The sequence below is a fragment of the Burkholderia sp. 9779_493 genome, from assembly GCF_015712215.1.
Taxonomy (GTDB): Bacteria; Pseudomonadota; Gammaproteobacteria; order Burkholderiales; family Burkholderiaceae; genus Burkholderia; species Burkholderia cenocepacia.
The window spans coordinates 29,479-47,281 of record NZ_JACCQA010000029.1 but is presented as its reverse complement, the minus strand read 5'-3'; the positions used below and the strand labels follow the sequence as shown (position 1 = coordinate 47,281).

The 17,803-nt window shown below is 66.6% G+C and carries 16 protein-coding genes; 12 read left to right on the top strand and 4 right to left on the bottom strand.

What is annotated here, in order from left to right; genetic code table 11:
- Position 1 precedes the first annotated feature (1 nt).
- The 8 genes from H0X95_RS25925 to H0X95_RS25890 all read left to right on the top strand — a co-directional run bounded on the left by H0X95_RS25925 (position 2) and on the right by H0X95_RS25890 (position 9,448).
- Positions 2-943, top strand: a complete 942-nt coding sequence (locus H0X95_RS25925) for an SMP-30/gluconolactonase/LRE family protein (protein WP_006482598.1) — start codon at positions 2-4, stop codon at positions 941-943.
- A gap of 86 nt (positions 944-1,029) precedes the next feature.
- Positions 1,030-2,409: an MFS transporter gene (locus tag H0X95_RS25920; RefSeq protein ID WP_059722241.1), complete on the top strand. Its 1,380-nt coding sequence runs from the start codon at positions 1,030-1,032 to the stop codon at positions 2,407-2,409.
- A gap of 49 nt (positions 2,410-2,458) precedes the next feature.
- Positions 2,459-3,610 (top strand): porin, encoded by a 1,152-nt coding sequence (locus H0X95_RS25915; RefSeq protein ID WP_006494204.1) that lies wholly within the window; start codon positions 2,459-2,461, stop codon positions 3,608-3,610.
- A 10-nt stretch (positions 3,611-3,620) separates the two neighbouring features.
- On the top strand, positions 3,621-4,667 hold the full coding sequence (locus tag H0X95_RS25910; RefSeq protein WP_059722101.1) for an amidohydrolase family protein: 1,047 nt from the start codon (positions 3,621-3,623) through the stop codon (positions 4,665-4,667).
- Positions 4,664-5,944: an MFS transporter gene (locus tag H0X95_RS25905; protein WP_196446276.1), complete on the top strand. Its 1,281-nt coding sequence runs from the start codon at positions 4,664-4,666 to the stop codon at positions 5,942-5,944. Before H0X95_RS25910 ends, H0X95_RS25905 begins: the two co-directional genes overlap by 4 nt.
- Entirely contained in the window at positions 5,941-7,179 is a 1,239-nt protein-coding gene (locus H0X95_RS25900) for an MFS transporter (RefSeq protein WP_196446275.1), read from the top strand. The genes H0X95_RS25905 and H0X95_RS25900 overlap by 4 nt, the downstream gene beginning before the upstream one ends.
- An 11-nt stretch (positions 7,180-7,190) precedes the next feature.
- On the top strand, positions 7,191-8,513 hold the full coding sequence (locus tag H0X95_RS25895) for an MFS transporter (protein WP_006482588.1): 1,323 nt from the start codon (positions 7,191-7,193) through the stop codon (positions 8,511-8,513).
- A 2-nt stretch (positions 8,514-8,515) separates the two neighbouring features.
- Positions 8,516-9,448, top strand: coding sequence for an amidohydrolase family protein (locus H0X95_RS25890; RefSeq protein ID WP_059722096.1), 933 nt, complete (start codon positions 8,516-8,518; stop codon positions 9,446-9,448).
- 190 nt (positions 9,449-9,638) lie between these two features.
- Here the strand turns inward: H0X95_RS25890 and H0X95_RS25885 are convergent, their stop codons facing one another.
- The 3 genes from H0X95_RS25885 to H0X95_RS25875 all read right to left on the bottom strand — a co-directional run bounded on the left by H0X95_RS25885 (position 9,639) and on the right by H0X95_RS25875 (position 12,072).
- Positions 9,639-10,433: an SDR family NAD(P)-dependent oxidoreductase gene (locus H0X95_RS25885; RefSeq protein WP_048987665.1), complete on the bottom strand. Its 795-nt coding sequence runs from the start codon at positions 10,431-10,433 to the stop codon at positions 9,639-9,641.
- 61 nt (positions 10,434-10,494) lie between these two features.
- A complete protein-coding gene (locus tag H0X95_RS25880) occupies positions 10,495-11,349 on the bottom strand; it encodes a type 1 glutamine amidotransferase domain-containing protein (RefSeq protein WP_226245369.1) in 855 nt (284 codons plus the stop codon).
- A gap of 9 nt (positions 11,350-11,358) precedes the next feature.
- Entirely contained in the window at positions 11,359-12,072 is a 714-nt protein-coding gene (locus tag H0X95_RS25875; protein ID WP_059722094.1) for a type 1 glutamine amidotransferase domain-containing protein, read from the bottom strand.
- 121 nt (positions 12,073-12,193) lie between these two features.
- Here H0X95_RS25875 and H0X95_RS25870 point away from each other — a divergent pair, with 121 nt between their 5' ends.
- From H0X95_RS25870 to H0X95_RS25860, 3 genes are all read left to right on the top strand, one after another.
- Positions 12,194-13,102, top strand: a complete 909-nt coding sequence (locus H0X95_RS25870; RefSeq protein ID WP_059722092.1) for a LysR family transcriptional regulator — start codon at positions 12,194-12,196, stop codon at positions 13,100-13,102.
- Positions 13,103-13,341: 239 nt separating this feature from the next.
- Positions 13,342-14,532 (top strand): M20 aminoacylase family protein, encoded by a 1,191-nt coding sequence (locus H0X95_RS25865; protein ID WP_059722091.1) that lies wholly within the window; start codon positions 13,342-13,344, stop codon positions 14,530-14,532.
- A 56-nt stretch (positions 14,533-14,588) separates the two neighbouring features.
- A complete protein-coding gene (locus tag H0X95_RS25860) occupies positions 14,589-15,920 on the top strand; it encodes an MFS transporter (protein ID WP_006494217.1) in 1,332 nt (443 codons plus the stop codon).
- A gap of 41 nt (positions 15,921-15,961) precedes the next feature.
- Here the strand turns inward: H0X95_RS25860 and H0X95_RS25855 are convergent, their stop codons facing one another.
- The gene (locus H0X95_RS25855) at positions 15,962-16,882 is read right to left on the bottom strand and encodes a LysR family transcriptional regulator (protein ID WP_034203234.1); all 921 of its coding nucleotides are present in this window, start codon (positions 16,880-16,882) and stop codon (positions 15,962-15,964) included.
- A 136-nt stretch (positions 16,883-17,018) separates the two neighbouring features.
- Between H0X95_RS25855 and H0X95_RS25850 the strand changes: the two genes are divergently transcribed.
- Positions 17,019-17,792, top strand: coding sequence for a transporter substrate-binding domain-containing protein (locus tag H0X95_RS25850; protein WP_059722089.1), 774 nt, complete (start codon positions 17,019-17,021; stop codon positions 17,790-17,792).
- Positions 17,793-17,803: the final 11 nt, after the last annotated feature.

Below are 17,803 nucleotides of genomic sequence, written 5' to 3'. Positions count from 1 at the left end.
CATGTTTTATCTGACGAGTCCCGACGTGCGCGAAGCCGACGTGTTCACGCGCATGCCGGAGAAGTTTCGCAAGCCGGACGTCCGCACGGAATGGGCGCGCGCGAATCGCGGCGGCATGGTCACGGACTCCTTTCTCGAAGGGCCGGTGTGGGACCCGGACGGCTATCTGTTCGTCACCGACATTCCGCACGGGCGCATTTTCCGCATTTCGCCGTCGGGCGACTGGGATCTCGTCGTCGAATACGACGGCGAGCCCAACGGGATGAAGCGCTTCGACGCATCGCACCTGATCATCACCGACTACCGGAACGGACTGATGCTGCTCGATATCGAGCGCGGTGAAATTCGCCCGCATCTCGAGCGCCGCAACACCGAGCGCTTCAAGGGCGTGAACGACCTGACGTTCGACTCGGCCGGCAACCTCTATTTCACCGACCAGGGGCAGACCGGGCTGCACGATCCGACGGGCCGCGTGTATCGGCTCTCGCCCGACGGCAAGCTCGACATGCTGCTCGGCACCTGCCCGAGCCCGAACGGGCTCGTCCTGTCGCGCGACGAGAAGGTGCTGTTCGTCGCGATGACGCGCGGCAATGCCGTGTGGCGCATGCCGCTGCAGGCCGACGGGTCGGTCAGCAAGGTCAGCCAGTTCTTCACGTCGTACGGACCGAGCGGTCCCGACGGCCTCACCGTCGATCTCGAAGGCCGCCTGTTCGTCGCGAATCCGGGGCTTGGCCGCGTGTGGGTGCTCAACCATTGCGCGGAGCCCGTCGAGATCCTGACCGGACCGAAAGGGGCGTCGCTCACGAGCGTGTGCTTCGGCGGCCCGGACATGAAGACGCTCTTCATCACCGAATCGACGTCCGGTTCCGTCCTGAAAGCGGACATGAGTATTGCCGGCCCGCTGCCGAAACAGGCCGCGAAACGGGCAGTGAAGCAGGACTGAGATCCACGAGCCGGGAAGCCGCGCATCGGCTTCCCGCCTGCATGCCGAAAGATCGCGCCGCCAGCCGCGCGACGAAGGAGACAAGCATGACCATTTCGCACGCGCTGCGTGCCGGCGACGACGCACCGCGCGCCGACGCACCGTCCTCGGCCCAGCTTGCCGGCGACGATTACGCGGCCAGCGAGCGCACGCTCGCCAAGGCGTTCCGGCGCATCCTGCCGTTCATCTTCGTCTGCTATGTGATCAGCTATCTCGACAGGACCAACGTCGGTTTTGCCGCGCTCACGATGAACAAGGATCTCGGTCTGACGGCCGAACAGTTCGGTGTCGGTGCAGGCCTGTTCTTCATCGGCTATTTCATGTTCGAGATTCCGAGCAACCTGATCATGCAGAAGGTCGGGGCGCGCGTATGGATCGCGAGAATCATGATCACGTGGGGCCTGTTCTCGATGGCGACGGCGTTCGTCGTCGGACCGAAGAGCTTTGCGGCCGCGCGTTTTCTGCTCGGGCTCGCCGAGGCGGGATTCACGCCCGGCATCTACCTGTATTTCACGCACTGGTTTCCCGGCAAGTGGCGTGCGAAGGTGACGGCCGCCTTCCTCGTCGGCATTCCCGTCGCAAACATGATCGGCTCGCCGGTTTCGGGCGCGCTGCTCGAACTCGGCGGCCTGCATGGGCTGCGCAGCTGGCAGTGGCTGCTGCTGATCGAAGGCGTCCCTGCGGTGATGCTCGGCATCGCGTGCCTGTTCGTGCTGGCCGACCGTCCCGAGAAAGCCGCGTGGCTCAGTGACGAAGAGAAGGCGTCGCTCGCGAAGCGCCTCGCGTTCGAGCAGCGCGACATCGGCGCGAAGCACGGCAGCACACTGCGCGACGCGATGACGAACTGGCGCGTGTTCGTGCTCGCGTTCGTCAACTTCTGCGGGATCGTCGGCTCGCTCGGCGTCGGCTTGTGGATGCCGCAGATCATCAAGCAGTTCGGCGTCGAACACGCGGTGGTCGGCTGGCTGACGGCCATTCCGTATGCGATCGGCGCCGGCGTGATGCTCTGGTGGGCGCGTCTCGCCAATCGCGCGGCCAACCGGATTCCGTATGTCGCCGGTGCGCTGGCCGTCGCGGCCGTGGCGCTGTGCGCGAGCGCCTTCATTCATGCGCCGGTTTTCAAGCTGATCGCACTGTGCGTCACGGTGAGCGGAATCCTCGCGTTCCAGGCGACTTACTGGGCCATCCCGTCGGGATTCCTCACCGGTCGGGCCGCCGCGGGCGGACTCGCGTTGATCGTGTCGGTCGGCAATCTCGGCGGCTTCGTCGGGCCGTCAATGATCGGTGCGCTCAAGCAATTCTCCGGCGGCTTCACCGCGCCGCTCATCGCCGTGTCGGGTGTGCTGCTGCTCGGCGCGTTGACCATCGCATGGCTCGGCGATCCGGGCTCGGGCGCCGGCGAAGCGCCTGCCGCCCGCGAGACGTGAATTTGCTTTCGCCAGAACACCCACCCACAAAAAACAGTTTGGAGACTTCATGTCGTCGAATCAGGCCAGCCAGCATTCCCGCCCGAAACCCTGCTTCGTGCTCGGCGCCGTCACCGTCGCGAGCGCGGCCTCGTGGTGCGCTGCCGCGCATGCGCAAAGCAGCGTCACGCTGTACGGCATTGCCGACGTCGGTATCGAGCACATCAACAATACGAATACCGGCGGCGCGCAGACGCGCGAAGCGTCGGGCAATCTGTCCGGTTCGCGCTGGGGACTGAAGGGCGTCGAGGATCTCGGCGGCGGCATGAAGGCCATTTTCCAGCTGGAAAACGGCTTCAACATCAATGACGGCACGACCGCGCAGTCGACGAAAGGCCTCGGTTCGAACGCCGCCACGACGTCGCGGATTTTCGGCCGGCAGGCGTGGGTCGGGCTGGCGTACCGGGGCCAGCAACTGACGTTCGGCCGCCAGAACGCGCTCTTTTACGAACAGGCCGTGGCCTTCGACCCGATGGGCGCGTCGTCGCGATACTCGGTGCTGTCGGTCGACTACGCGGCGGCCGCGCGCATCGACAACTCGGTGAAGTACACCGGCGTGTTCGGTCCGCTGACGGCGCAGGCCATGTATAGCACCCGCTACGACACCGGGTACGGCGCCGAGGTGCCGGGCGCGCAACTCACCGGCCGCTTCTTCAGCGGGGCGCTGACTTTCTCGCAAGGGCCGCTCGCCGCGAGCGTGTCGTACGAGCAGCGCAACAGCAACACCGTCGCGACCAACACGGGCACCGAGCGGCGCGCCACGGCCGCCGCGTCGTATGCGATCGGACCGGTGAAGGGATTCGCCGGTTATCGCTATCTTCGTGCGTCGAATGCGTTCCTGCCGGCGAACCCGATCCGTGTCGCGAACGGCGCCGATGCCAGCGCGGCGAACCTGTACTGGGCCGGCGCGCAATACGCGGTGTCGCCGGCGTTCGTGGTCACGGCGACGGCCTATTACCAGGACGTGCATTCGACGAGTGCCGACCCGTGGCTCGCCGTGCTGTGTGCGGATTATCTGCTGTCGAAGCGCACCGATATCTATGCGACGGCGGGTTTCGCGCGCAACAAGGGCGGCTCCGCGCTCGGCGTGAACGGCTATGGCACGGTCGCGCCCGATCACAACCAGACGGGCGTGGTGATCGGCATGCGCCAGAAGTTCTGAGGCGAGTGCGATGCAGACCGTTCACGCGCCCCATCTGCCGGTCAGGCCCGAGTGGCTCGCATTGCGCGACGAGCCGGTGCTCGAACCCGAACTCGCCATCGTCGATGCCCACCATCACCTGTGGGACCGCCAGACCGGGCGCTATCTCGCGGACGAGTTCGGTGCGGACGTGCGCGGCGGGCATCGGATCGTGTCGACGGTCTACGTGCAGTGCCGCTCGATGTTGCGTGCAAGCGGGCCGGAGGCGTTCAAGCCGGTGGGCGAAGTGGCATTCGCGAGCGGCATCGCCGCGATGTTCGATAGCGGCGCATACGGCCCCACGCGCTGTTGCGAGGCCATCGTCGGCGGTGCCGATCTGTCGCTCGGCGCGGAACTCGATGCGGTGCTCGACACGATGCTGCAGGTGTCCGGCGGGCGATTGCGCGGCATCCGCAATCCGCTCGCGTGGCATGCGAGCCCCGACGTGCGGTCGAGCCCGGTGACGCCGCCGCGCGACCGGATGTCGGAGCAGGCTTTCAGGCAGGGCGTGACGACGCTCGGCCGCTACGGGCTGCCGCTCGACGCGTGGGTCTATCACACGCAGCTCGACGACCTGTACGAACTCGCGCGCGCGTCCGAGGACGTCATCGTCGTCATCGACCATTTTGGCGGCCCCGTCGGCGTGGGGCCGCATGCCGGCCGGCGTACCGAAGTGCATGCGCAGTGGAAACGGCAACTCGCGCGTCTCGCCGCGCTGCCGAACACGCGCATGAAGCTCGGCGGCGCGGGCATGACCGTGTTCGGTTTCGACTTCGCCGCGCGCGCGCTGCCGCCGTCGTCGCAGGACCTGGCGGCCGCGTGGCAGCCGTATTTCGATACCTGCGTCGAGCTTTTCGGCGTCGATCGCTGCATGTTCGAAAGCAACTTCCCCGTCGACAAGGGGATGTTCGGCTATCGCGTGCTGTGGAACGCCTTCAAACGACTCGCGTCCGCGATGTCGGTCGACGAAAAGGCCGCGCTGTTCAGCCGGACGGCCGCCTCGACGTATCGCGTCGCGATTCCCGGAGACAACCCATGAAGACGACTGCAACCGTGGCGACGCAGGACATCGATGCCGCCGCCGCGGAAAAAGGGCTCACGCGCGTGACCGGTATCGAGTGGCGTGCGCTGTCGCTCGCGGGGCTCGGCTGGACGTTCGAGAGCTACGACTCGTTCCTGCTGTCGCTGCTGCTGCCGACGCTCGCGCTGCAGTTCGGGCTGAACAAGGCGCAGCTCGGCATGTTCACGAGCGTCACGGCGGCCGGACAGATCATCGGCGGCATTCTGTTCGGCTTCGTGTCGGACCGGATCGGGCGCGTGCGCACCGCGCTGCTCTGCGTCGGCATCTACTCGCTGTTTTCCGGCCTGATCGCATTTGCGCCCGATGCACACGCGTTCGCCACGTTGCGCTTTTTCGGCGCGCTTGGCATGGGCGGGACCTGGACCGCCGGCGCGGCGCTCATCGCGGAGACATGGCATCCGGGCCGGCGCGGCAAGGGCGGTGCGCTGATGCAGATGGGCTTGCCGATCGGCGCGATTCTCGCGATCGCGATCTCGGGCATCGTCGGCGCCACGCATGGCGGATTGGGCGGCGACGGCTGGCGTCTGCTGTTCCTGATCGGTGCGTCGCCGTTCTTCATCCTGTTCTGGGTCGCGCGCAAGACGCCGGAATCACCGATCTGGCTCGAACGCCGGCACGCGAAGTCGCAGGCCCGCAAGCCCGACACGGCCGGTCACGAGAAGCTGAACGTGCGCGGCCTGCTCACTGCCTTCTGCTTCATCTTCTTCCTGCAGTACCTGTACTGGGGCGTATTCACGTGGACGCCGACGTTCCTGATCACGGTGAAGCACCTCGACTTCGTGCATAGCCTGAAGTTCGTGCTGGCGTTGCAGTTCGGCGGGATCGCCGGGTTCCTGCTGTTCTCGGCATGGGTCGACCGGCTCGGCCGGCGGCCGATGTTCCTGGGCTATCTGCTGGTCGGCGCGCTGGCCGTCGGCGTGTATATCGTGTCGGCGAATCCGTTGCTGCTGATGACCGCGATCTTTCTGACCGGCTTCAGCGTGAACGGCATCTTCGCGGGTGCCGGCCCGTTCCTCGCGGAGATCATCGGCAACACGGCATCGCGCGGCTTCTTCATGGGTCTCGCATACAACGGCGGCCGGCTCGGCGGCTTCATCGCGCCGTTGATCATCGGTGCGCTGGCGTCGACGTCGGGCGGCTTCGTGCTCGGACTCGCGACGACGATCGTCGCGTTCGTCGCCGCGGCCGCGGTCGTGCTGTTCGCGCCCGAAACGCGCGGAAAGGCGCTGTCATGAACGTGGCGACGCAAGCGGGATGGGTGAACAGGCTGTTTCCCGCGCTGACGGAGGCATCGCTGCGGCGCTACCTGAGCGGGCAGGTCGCGTCGGTGCTCGGCAGCTGGACGCAGAACGTCACGCTGAATCTGCTGATCTATCACCTGTCCGGCTCGGCGGCGATCCTCGCGCTGCTCAACTTCCTGCTGTACGGTCCGCAGTTGATCGTCGCACCGGTGGCGGGCTCCCGCATCGGCTCGGCCAACGCGCGCCGCGTGACGCTCTGCGTGCTGACGACGTCGCTGCTGCCGACGGGCAGCCTCTTCACGTTGTCGCTGCTCGGCGTGCTCGGCGTGAAGCTGATCCTCGCGCATGCGCTGGCGATCGGCGTGTCGAGCGCGGTGGAAACGCCGGCGCGGCAGGTGCTGCTGCTGACGAGCTTGCAGGATCCGACGCACACGTCCAACGCGGTCGCGATGAACACGATGGTCTACAACGTCTGGCGTATGGTCGGCCCGACCATCGCCGGCTTCGTCTATCCGACGCTCGGCCCGCGGACGTCGTTCGCGATCTATGCGCTCGCGCTGTGCTTCATGGCGGCGTGCGTGCGGTCGATCCGGACCGCGACGGTGGACGGCCCGTCGCGCACGGAAAGCGGCCTGCGCGATGCGGTCGGCTACGTGCTGTCCGATGCGTTCTCGGCCCGCTATCTGCCGATTCTCGCGTGCATCGGCCTGTTCGCCGGCAGCTACCAGACGCTCGTGCCGCTGCTCGCGGACCAGGGCTTTCACGACGCGGCGCGCTTTACCGGCGTGTTCTTCGCGTGCGCCGGCGCCGGCTCGTTGAGCGCGGCGGTGCTGCTGTCGTCGGCGTTCGGGCCGCGTGCGTCGCGCCGGCTCATCGCGTATGCGCCGTGGACGGCAGTCGGCGCGCTGGCCGTACTGGCCGCGACGACCGATGCGGCGGGATCGATTCCCGCGTTCTACGCGCTCGGCTTCAGCCTCACGTTCGCGGCCACGTCGACGAACGCGACGATTCAGCGGCAGTGCCCAGAACACGTGCGCGGCGGGCTCGTCGGGATGTACGGCATGGCCTACAACGGCACGATGCCGTTCGGTTACCTGCTCGTCGGCAGCGCATCGGAGGCGCTCGGCGTGCGACACACCTTCGCCGCCATGGCCGCCGTGCTGGCGTGCGGCGTGGTGGCGGTCATCGCGTGGCAACGGTTCACAGGAACGCGCTCAGGCGCACAATAAACGGAGACAACATGCAAGCCGGTTTCATGGAAGCGTCCGCGATCGAGCGCCGGACCATACGAAAGGTCGTCTGGCGACTCATTCCCTTCTTGATGATCTGCTACCTGCTTGCCTTCATCGACCGGGGCAACGTGGGGATGGCGTCGCTGCAGATGAACCATGACCTCGGGATGTCGGCGCAGGTCTTCGGTTTCGGCAGCAGCCTGTTCTTCATTTCGTACTTCTTTTTCGAAGTGCCGAGCAATCTCGCGCTGCAGAAATACGGCGCGCGAATCTGGATCGCGCGGATCATGATCACGTGGGGCATCGTGTCGGCGGCGACCGCGCTCGTGCACAACGCGACGACGTTCTACGTGCTGCGTTTCCTGCTGGGCGCGGCCGAAGCCGGCTTCTTCCCGGGCGTACTGCTGTATTTGTCGTACTGGATTCCCGCGCAGTACCGCGCGCGGATCGTCGCGACGTTCATGGTCGCGATTCCGGCCGCGAGCTTCATCGGCTCGCCGATCTCCGCGCTGCTGTTGCAGATGGACGGTGTCTGGGGCCTGCGTGGCTGGCACTGGCTGTTCATCCTCGAAGGCATTCCCACGGTGCTGCTCGGCATCGCGTGCCTGTTCATGCTGACGAACAAGCCGGAGAACGCGAGGTGGCTCGACGACGACGAGCGCGCGTGGCTCTCGAACGCGCTGGCCGCCGGCCACAAGACGCGCAAGAAGGTGCCGTCGTTGCCGCTTGCGCAACTGTTCCGCAACCGCTATGTGCTGTGCCTCGCGCTCGTCGACACGTGTGCTTCCGCGGCAGGCAGCACGCTGTCCGTGTGGCAGCCGCAGTTGCTGAAGTCGTTCGGCTTGACCGTCATGGAAACCGGCCTGCTGAACTCGGTGCCGTACGCGGTGGCCTCGATCCTGATGGTCTACTGGGGCCGGCGCTCGGACCGCCTCGGCGAACGCCGCTGGCACACGGTCGTGCCGATGCTGCTGATCGGCGTGGGCCTGTTCGCGACGTCGCTGAGCGGATCGCTGCTGCCCACGATCTGCATGCTCTGCGCGGTGCTGGTCGGCGCGTATTCGTTCAAGGGCCCGTTCTGGGCGCTCGCGACCGACATGCTGTCCAACAGCACCGTGGCGGCCGGGCTCGCGACGGTCAATGCCATCGCGAACCTGCTCGGCGGCGGGCTGATGGTGAACGTATACGGGTGGGTGAAGGCGGCGACGGGCAGCTACGCGCTCGCGTTGATGCCGCTCGCGATCCTCACGCTCGTGAGCGTCGCGACGCTGCTGCTGCTCACGCGCAATCATGCGGCCGGCAAGCTGGTCGGCAAGACGGGGACCATCTGATCATGGCGCGCATCGCGAGACGTGAATTCCTCCGGATCGCCGGCGCCGCGCTGGCTTCGGCTGCATTGCCGAGGCTGGCCGCGGCCGACGAAACGTGGTCGAGCGGCACCGAACGGCCGGCGTTCCGGTTGCCCGACGGGGCGATCGACTGTCACATGCACGTCTACGACGACCGGTTTCCGGTCGCGCCGGGCACGACGCTGCGCCCGCCGAATGCGACCGTCGCGCAATACCGAAGCGTGCTGGCGCGTATCGGCGTGAAGCGCAACGTGGTCGTGACGCCGTCGACGTACGGGACGGACAATCGCTGCACGCTGGCGGCGATCGCGCAGTTCGGCGCCGACGCGCGTGGCGTGGCGGTGGTCGACGGCACCGTGAGCGACGACGAACTTCGGATGCTCGATCGCGGCGGCTTCCGTGCGATCCGCTTCAACCTCAGCTATCCGGGTGCGACGACACTCGACATGCTGGCGCCGCTCGCCGCGCGCATCGCGAACCTCGGATGGCACATCGAGCTGGTGGTGCAGGGTGCGCGGCTGCCTGAGCTGGAGCCGCATCTTGCGGCGTTGCCTTGCCCGCTCGTCATCGACCATATCGCGCATGTGCCGCAGCCCGGCGGACTGTCGTCGGCCGCGTTTCGTACCGCGCAACGCCTCGTGGAAAAGGGCCATACGTGGATCACGTTGTCGGGGCCGTACGTCGACAGCAAGACGGGCGCGCCCGCCTACGACGACGTCGCGCCGGTCGCGAAGGCGCTGATCGACATGGCGCCGGAACGCATGCTGTGGGGCACCGACTGGCCGCACCCGACGCAGAAGACGGACAAGCCGGACGACGCAAGCTTGCTGGACGTGATCGCCGGCTGGATCGGGCGGCCGGACTGGCAGCAGCGGATATTCGTCACGAACCCGGCGAAGTTGTACGGATTTGCATAGCGCGGGGAGGAGGTCGGAAGCTTGAAGCCGGTGACGAAACGATGTCGTCCGCAATCGGGGGATATGTTTGAAGGCGGATGGAGCCAGCGGCTGCTCGGCGGCGGCTACCGCCGACCGCGTCGCGCGGTATCCGGCCAGACGCGCGTGTCGACGGCGCCGCAGGCATCTGCGCCCACAAGCGGCCTGCGGCTCAGAGAATCGACCGGTAGGTGCCGCCCTCGACGCGCACCGCGGCGCCATTGGATGCCGCGCCCAAAGGACTGGCAAGCAGCGCCACCATCGCGGCAATCTCGTCGGCCTCGATCATGCGGGCGATCAGCGAGCTTGGACGATACGTGCCGAAGAAGTGCGATTCGATTTCCGCATCGGTCATATCGGGCCGAGGCGCGGTTTGCCGAAGATACGCGACGATGCCTTCGGATCGCGTGGCGGACGGCAGTACGCTGTTGACGGTCACGCCGGTTCCCTTCGTCAGTTCGGCCATGCCGCGCGAGACCGCGAGTTGGGCCGATTTGCTGACACCGTAGTGCACCATGTCCGGCGGCGTGAACGCACCGACTTCGCTGGACATGAAGATTACACGCCCCCAGTTCTTCGCAAGCATGCGAGGAAAGTAATGCCGTGACAGCCTGACACCCGACATCACGTTGACGTCGATCATTCGCAGCCAGTCGTCATCGGTGATTTCCGCGAACGGCTTCGCTTCGTAGTAGCCGAGATTGTTCACGAGAATATCCGTGTCCGGCTGGGCATCGATCAGTGCCGCGACGCCTCGCTCGCCGCTTACGTCGGCGACGATTCCGCGTACGCTGCCGCGCGGCGCGGCAGCAGAGAGCTCGGCGACGGCTGCGTCGAGCTTGTCTCGTTGCCGCCCTGTGATCGTGACCGCGACGCCTTCCGATGCCAATGTTCGCGCGATCGCCATCCCGATGCCGGCGGTGGCGCCGGTGACGATCGCGGTTTTTCCTTCAAGTTGCAGATCCACGGTTTACTTCTCCTTTACTTTACTCATCGAGGAACCAGCACGGCCGGTCCGTTGCACGGCATTACTTGAGCCGCTTCAGCATTTCGCCGGCGACGTCCAGCGCCGACGCCGGATTCTGTCCGGTGATCAATTCGCGATCGGTCACCATGTGCGCGGTAAACGGCACCTCGTTGCTGCTATAAACGCCACCCGCGCGTTGCAATGCGATCTGCGGATAGAACTTCATCGCGCCGCCGCCGAGCAGCCCTTTGGCTTGCTCTTCTTCCGCGTTGCTGATCACCGTCATCCGGTAACCGGCGTAGATCCATTTCATGTCGCCGTCGCCCGCGTTTCCCGCCGCGAGCTTTCGCGTGAAGCCCGGCGCATCGGGCAGGGCCGACAGCAGCGCAATCGGGCCGTGGCAAACGAGCGCCGTGGTCTTGCCGCGCGCGTGAAAGTCGGCCAGCAATCTGCCGACGGCGGCACTGGTCAACAGGTCCTGCATCGGCGCATGGCCGCCGGGAACATAGACGGCATCGAAGTGCGCGTAACCGATCTGCTCCACCCGCGACAGGCTGATCACCGGGGAGTGCGCGCGCGACGTGATTTGCAGCCGGTCGAGCAACGCGCGGTAGTCGCGCATCGCGTTTTCGTCGCCGTTGAAGTACATCTTGTCGGCCGACGTGACGTCCAGCGTCGGCGCCTTGCCCTCCGGCGTCGCGAAGGTCACCTGGTGGCCGGCATCGAGCAGCGCCTTCACGGGCTGCATCAGCTCGTTCAGGTAGAAGCCCGTCGCGAAGACCTTGCCGTCCTTCAGGTCGAGGTGGTCGGAATCCGACAACACCACAAGCACGTTGGCAGCGTGGGCGCCGTATGCGGCAATGCCGAGGATTGCCGCAACGGCGAGCTTGCGCATCGAATACATCGCTTTCTCCATCGGGAAGTTTCAGGCTTGTCGTGAACGGGTGAGCAACAGATGACGCATCGCGGCGCCCACGCCGGAAGCCGACTGCGGGTTCTGGCCGGTCACGAGCCGTCCGTCGACGACGACCTTCGCGGTCCAGTTCGGTGCGGGATCGTGAAGTGCGCCACGCTGCTTCAACGTACTCGCGAGCAGGAAGGGGACCACGCGATCGAGCTGGACCGCCCGTTCTTCTTCGTCCGTGAATGCGCTCAGATTCTTGCCGGCGACGAGATAGGTACCGTCGTCGAACTTCACGTCGACCAGTGCGGCCGGGCCGTGACATACGGCACCGACCACGCCACCCGCTTCATAGATCGTGCGCGTCACCTTCTCCACGTCGGCGTTGCGGGGAAAATCCCACATTGCGCCATGACCGCCGGCAAAGAAGACCGCCGCATATTTCGACGCGTCGACGTCGCCGAGCCGCTGCGTGTGGCGCAGTGCGTCTCGGAACGCGGCATCGCTCCAGTACTGGGCGTTGATTTCGTCATCGAGATCGAGCCCGTCGACGGGCGGTTCGCCGCCCTGAATCGATGCGAATTCGACGGGAATGCCGGCCGCGTCGAGTTCGGCCAGCGGATGCGTCACTTCGCCGAGATAGAAACCGGTCGGCTCGCCGGTCGAACCTTTCCTTGCGTGGCTCGTGAGTACGAATAGAACCGACAGATCCTGTCGGTCGCGATGGTCGCCATTCATGCTGTGCTCCTGGATTTCAATGGGTGACTCGACGATGCAGTCACGACGCACGCACTTTATTTGGCTCGTTCACGGAGATAAACTGGCGGAAAAGTAAAGCTTTTGTTCTTTGGAGGACAAGATGGCACGCAAATTCGACCATCTCGGTGACGTGGAAGCATTCGTGACGGTGGTCGAAAAAGGCTCGATGACTGCCGGCGCGGTGGCATTGGGCAGCACGCCGTCCGTGTTGAGCCGGGCCATCACACGCCTGGAAGCCCGGCTGGGCACGCAGTTGCTGCGTCGCTCCACGCGGCGGTTGAGCCTGACGGAGCACGGCCGGCTCTATCTGGAGCAATCGCGCGCGGCGTTCCTGCTGATCGATGACGCCGAGCGGGCCATTCAGGGGCACGGCGGTACCTTGACCGGCCATGTCCGGCTGAGCGTACCCACGACGTACGGGCACTATCGTCTGCCGCCGCTGCTTCGGCGGTTCACGCGGGAGCACCCGCACGTTCGCGTGGAGTTGAACATCGCGAACCGGAACGTGGATCTCGTGGCCGAGGGTTTCGACCTGGCGATCCGTCTGGGCGAATTGCCGGACAGCGGCGTGGTCGCGCGCAAGCTCGAGGATGCGGCACTGTGCCTGGTCGCGTCGCCCGAGTACGTCGCGCACGCCGGCACGCCCGGAAGCGTGGGCGATCTGGAGCACCATCTTTGTTTGCCGTTCATGCTGCCCAGCAGCGGCCGTATCGCGCCCTGGGTATTCCGCGACGGCGATCGGGACATCGATTGGCTGCCGGCTTCGAACGTCGCGGTGTCCGACGATGTGCTCGGTGTCGTGTCGATGGCGCAGAGCGGCGCCGGGATTTGCCAGACCTACGACTTCATCGTTCAGGACCGGATCCGGGCCGGACATCTCGTCGAAGTGTTGCCCCATCTGCGCGGGCGCACACGGCCGTTTTCGGTCGTCTATGCGCCGCATCGCCGCCTGTCGGCCGCGTCCCGCAACTTGATCGACATGTTGGTCACGTCGGCATCCGAGGCTTGAAGTGCCGGCAATGCCGACGCGAGATTCGGCGTGGCGTGACGGGTGCTGCATCGGAAGCCTGAATTCGCATCTCATCGAAAGCGACGCGAGCCGGACCGAAGCCCCGTATTAACCCTGATTAAAAACACTTATCACGGTGAAAAATTCCGCATCTTATTGAACCGATATCGGCTCGCTATAGTGGCTCGCTTTCCCGCACGCATCCGCGGCGTGCGCAGACAAACGGCAGGAGCCCCTTGATGACCACCGCTAGCCGCTTCACCGAAGTCGAGGATCTGATGCCCGCCGCCGGCGGGCTGCGCGAGATCCGTCACCACATCCATCACCATCCCGAACTCGCGTACGAAGAGCACGACACGGCCGCGCTCGTCGCGGACAAGCTCGAGCAGTGGGGCTGGCAGGTGACGCGCGGGGTCGGCAAGACGGGCGTCGTCGGTACGCTGCGGGTGGGCGACGGCGCGCGCAGCATCGGCATTCGTGCGGACATGGACGCGCTGCCGATCGTCGAGGCGACCGGCCTGCCGTATGCGAGCGGCACGCACGGCAAGATGCACGCATGCGGCCACGACGGCCACACGACGATGCTGCTCGGCGCCGCCCAGCATCTCGCGAAGACGCGCCACTTCTCGGGCACCGTGCACCTGTATTTCCAGCCGGCGGAAGAGCACGGCGTCGACAGCGGCGCGAAGAAGATGATCGACGACGGCCTGTTCGAGCGCTTCCCGTGCGACGCCGTGTTCGGCATGCACAACCATCCGGGCGCGGCGCCCGGCGTGTTCCTCACGCGGCGCGGCCCGTTCATGTCGGCGGGCGACAAGGCGATCATCACGATCGAAGGCGTCGGCGGCCACGCGGCGCGGCCGCACCTCACGGTCGATCCGGTCGTCGTCGCGGCGAGCATCGTGATGGCGCTGCAGACGATCGTCGCGCGCAACGTCGACCCGTCGCAGCCGGCGGTCGTCACGGTCGGCTCGATGCACGCGGGCACCGCGAACAACGTGATTCCGAACGGTGCGCGCCTCGAGCTCAGCGTGCGTTCGTTCAGCCCCGACGTGCGCGCGCTGCTCAAGCGCCGCATCACCGAGCTGGCCGAAACGCAGGCCGCGAGCTACGGTGCGACTGCCAACGTCGAGTACATCGAAGGCTATCCGGTCGTCGTCAATACGGATGCCGAAACGGATTTCGCCGCGCAGGTCGCGCGCGAACTCGTCGGCGATGCGCACGTGGTCGAGCAGGCCGACCTGCTGATGGGCAGCGAGGATTTCGCGTTCATGCTGCAGCAGCGGCCGGGCTCGTTCGTGCGGCTCGGCAACGGCGAAGGCGAGGACGGCTGCATGGTGCACAACCCGAAATACGACTTCAACGATCGCAACCTGCCGATCGGCGCGGCGTTCTGGACGCGCCTCGTCGAGCGTTACCTCGGACAGTGATCGCGGCGGCGGCGCGCGGCCGGCGCTTCCGGCCGCATTGACAGGAGAGGATAGCGATGCAGAAGGACCATCTCGCGCTGCACCCCGCGTCGACGGGCGCTGCCGAAGCCGGTGCGCCCGGCGCGCCTGCCGTCACGCGGCGCGGCGCGATCGCCGCGGCCGTGATCGGCAACTGGCTGGAATTCTTCGATTTCACCGTGTACGGCTTCTTCGCGGTGCTGATCGGCAAGCTGTTCTTCCCGTCGAGCGACCCGACCACGTCGCTGCTGCTGTCGGTCGCGACGTTCGCCGCCGGCTTCTTCACGCGGCCGCTCGGCAGCGTCGTGCTCGGCGTCTACGCGGACCGCAAGGGGCGCAAGGCCGCGCTGAACCTGACGATCATGCTGATGGCGCTCGGCACCGGCCTGATCGCGATCGCGCCGACCTATGCGCAGGTGGGCGTCGCCGCGCCGCTGCTCGTCGTGTTCGCGCGCTTGCTGCAGGGTTTCTCACAGGGCGGCGAATTCGGCGCGGCGACGTCGACGCTGCTCGAACAGGGCGGCACGTCGCGCCGCGCGTTCCGCGCGAGCTGGCAGCTCGCGACGCAGGGCGGCGCCGCGCTGATGGGCTCGGGCTTCGCAGCGCTGCTGTCGAACACGATGACGAAGGATGCGCTGGAAGGTTGGGGCTGGCGGCTGCCGTTTCTCGTCGGCGTGCTGATCGCGCCAGTCGGGATGTTTTTGCGTCGCCGGCTCGCGGACGATGCGCCCGGCGACCACCATCACGGCATCGAGCGCGGCGTGCTGCACGAACTGTTCTCGAAGCACACGCGCACGGTGTTGCTGCTGATGCTCACGGTGATGGGCGGCACGGTGTCGACCTACATCCTGACCTTCTACATGCCGACCTACGCGATCCACACGCTCGGGCTGCCGATGAAGCTGTCGATGTTCGTCGGCGTCGCGTCGGGCTGCGTGATGCTGGTCACGTGTCCGCTGTTCGGCTGGCTGTCGGACCGGCTCGGCAGCCGCCGCCTGCCGATCTTCGTCGGCCGCGGCGTGCTGGTCGCGCTGCTGTTTCCGGCGTTCTGGCTGATGAACCATCATCCGACGCTGTCGGTGATCCTGCCGCTGACCGCGCTGATGCTGCTGTTCTATTCGCTCGGCTCCGCATCGGAAATGGCGCTGATGTGCGAGTCGCTGCCGCGCCACGTGCGCGCGACGGGGATCTCGATCGCGTATGCGCTCGCGGTGACGATCTTCGGCGGCACCGCGCAGCTGATCGCGACCTGGCTCGTGAAGACGACCGGCAGCAAGCTCGCGCCGGCCGGCTACGTGGCCGCGTGCGTGGTGCTGTCGCTGGTCGCGGTCGCGATGCTGCGCGAGACGGCGCGGGAATCGCTGGACTGACGTGCGAGGCGCGATGCGGGCCGCGACGCGGCCCGATGCGCTTACCGCCCGCGCACGACCCTCAGATACGACGCGAGCATCGTCGCGAGTTCCTGCGCGGCCGGCGTCAGCGGCACGGCCGCGCGCTGCAGCAGGCACACGTCCTGCGCGTCGGCCCGTTCGCGCACCGATATCTTCGCGAGCGCGCCGGCGAACGGCCCGTGCCGCGTGATCGCTTCGGTTTCGAGCGCGAGCGAATCGGTCTGCGTGACAATCTGCAGCGTCTCGAACATCCCCTCGACGGTCGCGAGAATCTTCGGCGGCGGCTGGCCGTGCGCGTCGAAGTACGCCAGCAGCCGGTTGACGACCGGGTCGGCGCTCAGGTTCGGCGAGCGCGTGGACACCCATCCATAGGCGGCCAGCTCGGCGAGCGATTGCGCATGCATCGCCGGGTGCCCGTTGCGGCACACGACCACCGGCGCCGACGTGCGCAGCGGCGTGACCGCGAGATCGGTCGTGTCGGTCTGCTTCGCGACCAGCGCGATCGCGAAATCGACCGCGCTTTCGCGCAGCCAGCCGATCATCATCCGCGACGTGCCGGTGCGCAGGTGCACGTCCACCTTGTCGAAGCGCGCGCGGAACGCGGTCAGCACCGGCGCGAACGCGTCGATCAGCGGCTCGGTCACGAGGCCGAGCGTGACCGTGCCTTCGTAGGCGCCGCTCAACTGACGGATTTCCCGCTCGACCTGCTCGCATTCGCCGAGGATCGAACCGGACCGCGCGAGCAGCCGCTGGCCGACGGCCGTCGGCACGATTCCGCGGTTGGTACGCGTGAACAGCGTCGCGCCGAGCGTTGCCTCGAGGCCCTGCAGTTGCTGCGTGACGCCGCTTTGCGCGAGATCGAGCGCGCGGGCGGCCGCGCGCAGGCTGCCGTGCTCGACGACGGCCTGGAAGATGCGGAGCTGGGACAGCGTGAACGCCATGGGAAGCAGCGAGGCGGGTGATCGGAAATACCGATCATGATAAGTCAGCCGATGGTTCCGGCGCTGGCCGCGGGCTTCTACGATCGCAGGCAGTCCGGCTCATGCCGTTCGTTCCTTTTCCTGCCTATCGTCGACCATGAAACGTTTCCTTGCCCCGCTCGTTCCCCTGTGCATTGGCCTGGCTGCCACGTCCGCGTCCGCGCTCGACGCGCCCGTGGTGCGGCTCGGCATCGACCCGACGTATCCGCCGATGGACGCGAAGGCGCCCGACGGCAGCCTGAAGGGCTTCGACGTCGATCTCGGCAACGAAATCTGCCGCCGCGCGCAGTTGCGCTGCCAGTGGGTCGAGCTCGAATTCTCCGGGATGATCCCCGCGTTGCAGGCGCGCAAGATCGACGCGATCCTGTCGTCGATGGCGATCACCGCGAAGCGCGAGAAGCAGATCCTGTTCTCGTCGAAGCTGTTCCGCTTCAAGTCGCGGCTCGTCGCGCGGCCCGGCAGCGGGCTCGACGGCACGGCGGCGTCGCTGGCCGGCAAGCGCGTCGGCGTGCAGTCCGGCACGCAATTCGAATCGTGGGCGCTCGCGCACTGGGCGCCGGCCGGCGTCGGCGTGGTGCCGTACAAGAGCCAGGACGACGTGTTCGCCGATCTCGTCAACGGCCGCCTGGACGCGGCGCTGCTCGGCACCGTGGAAGCCGATTACGGGTTCCTGCGCCAGCCGCGCGGCAAGGGTTTCGCATTCGTCGGCGCGCCGCTCGACATGGGCGATCGCGGCGTCGGCATCGGCATGCGGCAGTCCGATACCGCGCTGAAGGCGTCGATCGACGGCGCGATCGCGTCGATGCTGAAGGACGGCACGTACAACCGGATCGCGAAGCAGTATTTCGATTTCAACCCGTACGGCGACTGAGCGCCGTGCCG

What these genes read in the sequence shown, in the direction of transcription:
- H0X95_RS25870 (WP_059722092.1), top strand. Translation starts at nt 12,194, where the DNA reads ATGGCACGCAAATTCGACCATCTCGGTGACGTGGAAGCATTCGTGACG.
- H0X95_RS25890 (WP_059722096.1), top strand. Translation starts at nt 8,516, where the DNA reads ATGGCGCGCATCGCGAGACGTGAATTCCTCCGGATCGCCGGCGCCGCG.
- H0X95_RS25925 (WP_006482598.1), top strand. Translation starts at nt 2, where the DNA reads ATGTTTTATCTGACGAGTCCCGACGTGCGCGAAGCCGACGTGTTCACG.
- H0X95_RS25910 (WP_059722101.1), top strand. Translation starts at nt 3,621, where the DNA reads ATGCAGACCGTTCACGCGCCCCATCTGCCGGTCAGGCCCGAGTGGCTC.
- H0X95_RS25850 (WP_059722089.1), top strand. Translation starts at nt 17,019, where the DNA reads ATGAAACGTTTCCTTGCCCCGCTCGTTCCCCTGTGCATTGGCCTGGCT.
- H0X95_RS25895 (WP_006482588.1), top strand. Translation starts at nt 7,191, where the DNA reads ATGCAAGCCGGTTTCATGGAAGCGTCCGCGATCGAGCGCCGGACCATA.
- H0X95_RS25855 (WP_034203234.1), bottom strand. Translation starts at nt 16,882, where the DNA reads ATGGCGTTCACGCTGTCCCAGCTCCGCATCTTCCAGGCCGTCGTCGAG.
- H0X95_RS25880 (WP_226245369.1), bottom strand. Translation starts at nt 11,349, where the DNA reads ATGGAGAAAGCGATGTATTCGATGCGCAAGCTCGCCGTTGCGGCAATC.
- H0X95_RS25920 (WP_059722241.1), top strand. Translation starts at nt 1,030, where the DNA reads ATGACCATTTCGCACGCGCTGCGTGCCGGCGACGACGCACCGCGCGCC.
- H0X95_RS25905 (WP_196446276.1), top strand. Translation starts at nt 4,664, where the DNA reads ATGAAGACGACTGCAACCGTGGCGACGCAGGACATCGATGCCGCCGCC.
- H0X95_RS25875 (WP_059722094.1), bottom strand. Translation starts at nt 12,072, where the DNA reads ATGAATGGCGACCATCGCGACCGACAGGATCTGTCGGTTCTATTCGTA.
- H0X95_RS25860 (WP_006494217.1), top strand. Translation starts at nt 14,589, where the DNA reads ATGCAGAAGGACCATCTCGCGCTGCACCCCGCGTCGACGGGCGCTGCC.
- H0X95_RS25865 (WP_059722091.1), top strand. Translation starts at nt 13,342, where the DNA reads ATGACCACCGCTAGCCGCTTCACCGAAGTCGAGGATCTGATGCCCGCC.
- H0X95_RS25900 (WP_196446275.1), top strand. Translation starts at nt 5,941, where the DNA reads ATGAACGTGGCGACGCAAGCGGGATGGGTGAACAGGCTGTTTCCCGCG.
- H0X95_RS25915 (WP_006494204.1), top strand. Translation starts at nt 2,459, where the DNA reads ATGTCGTCGAATCAGGCCAGCCAGCATTCCCGCCCGAAACCCTGCTTC.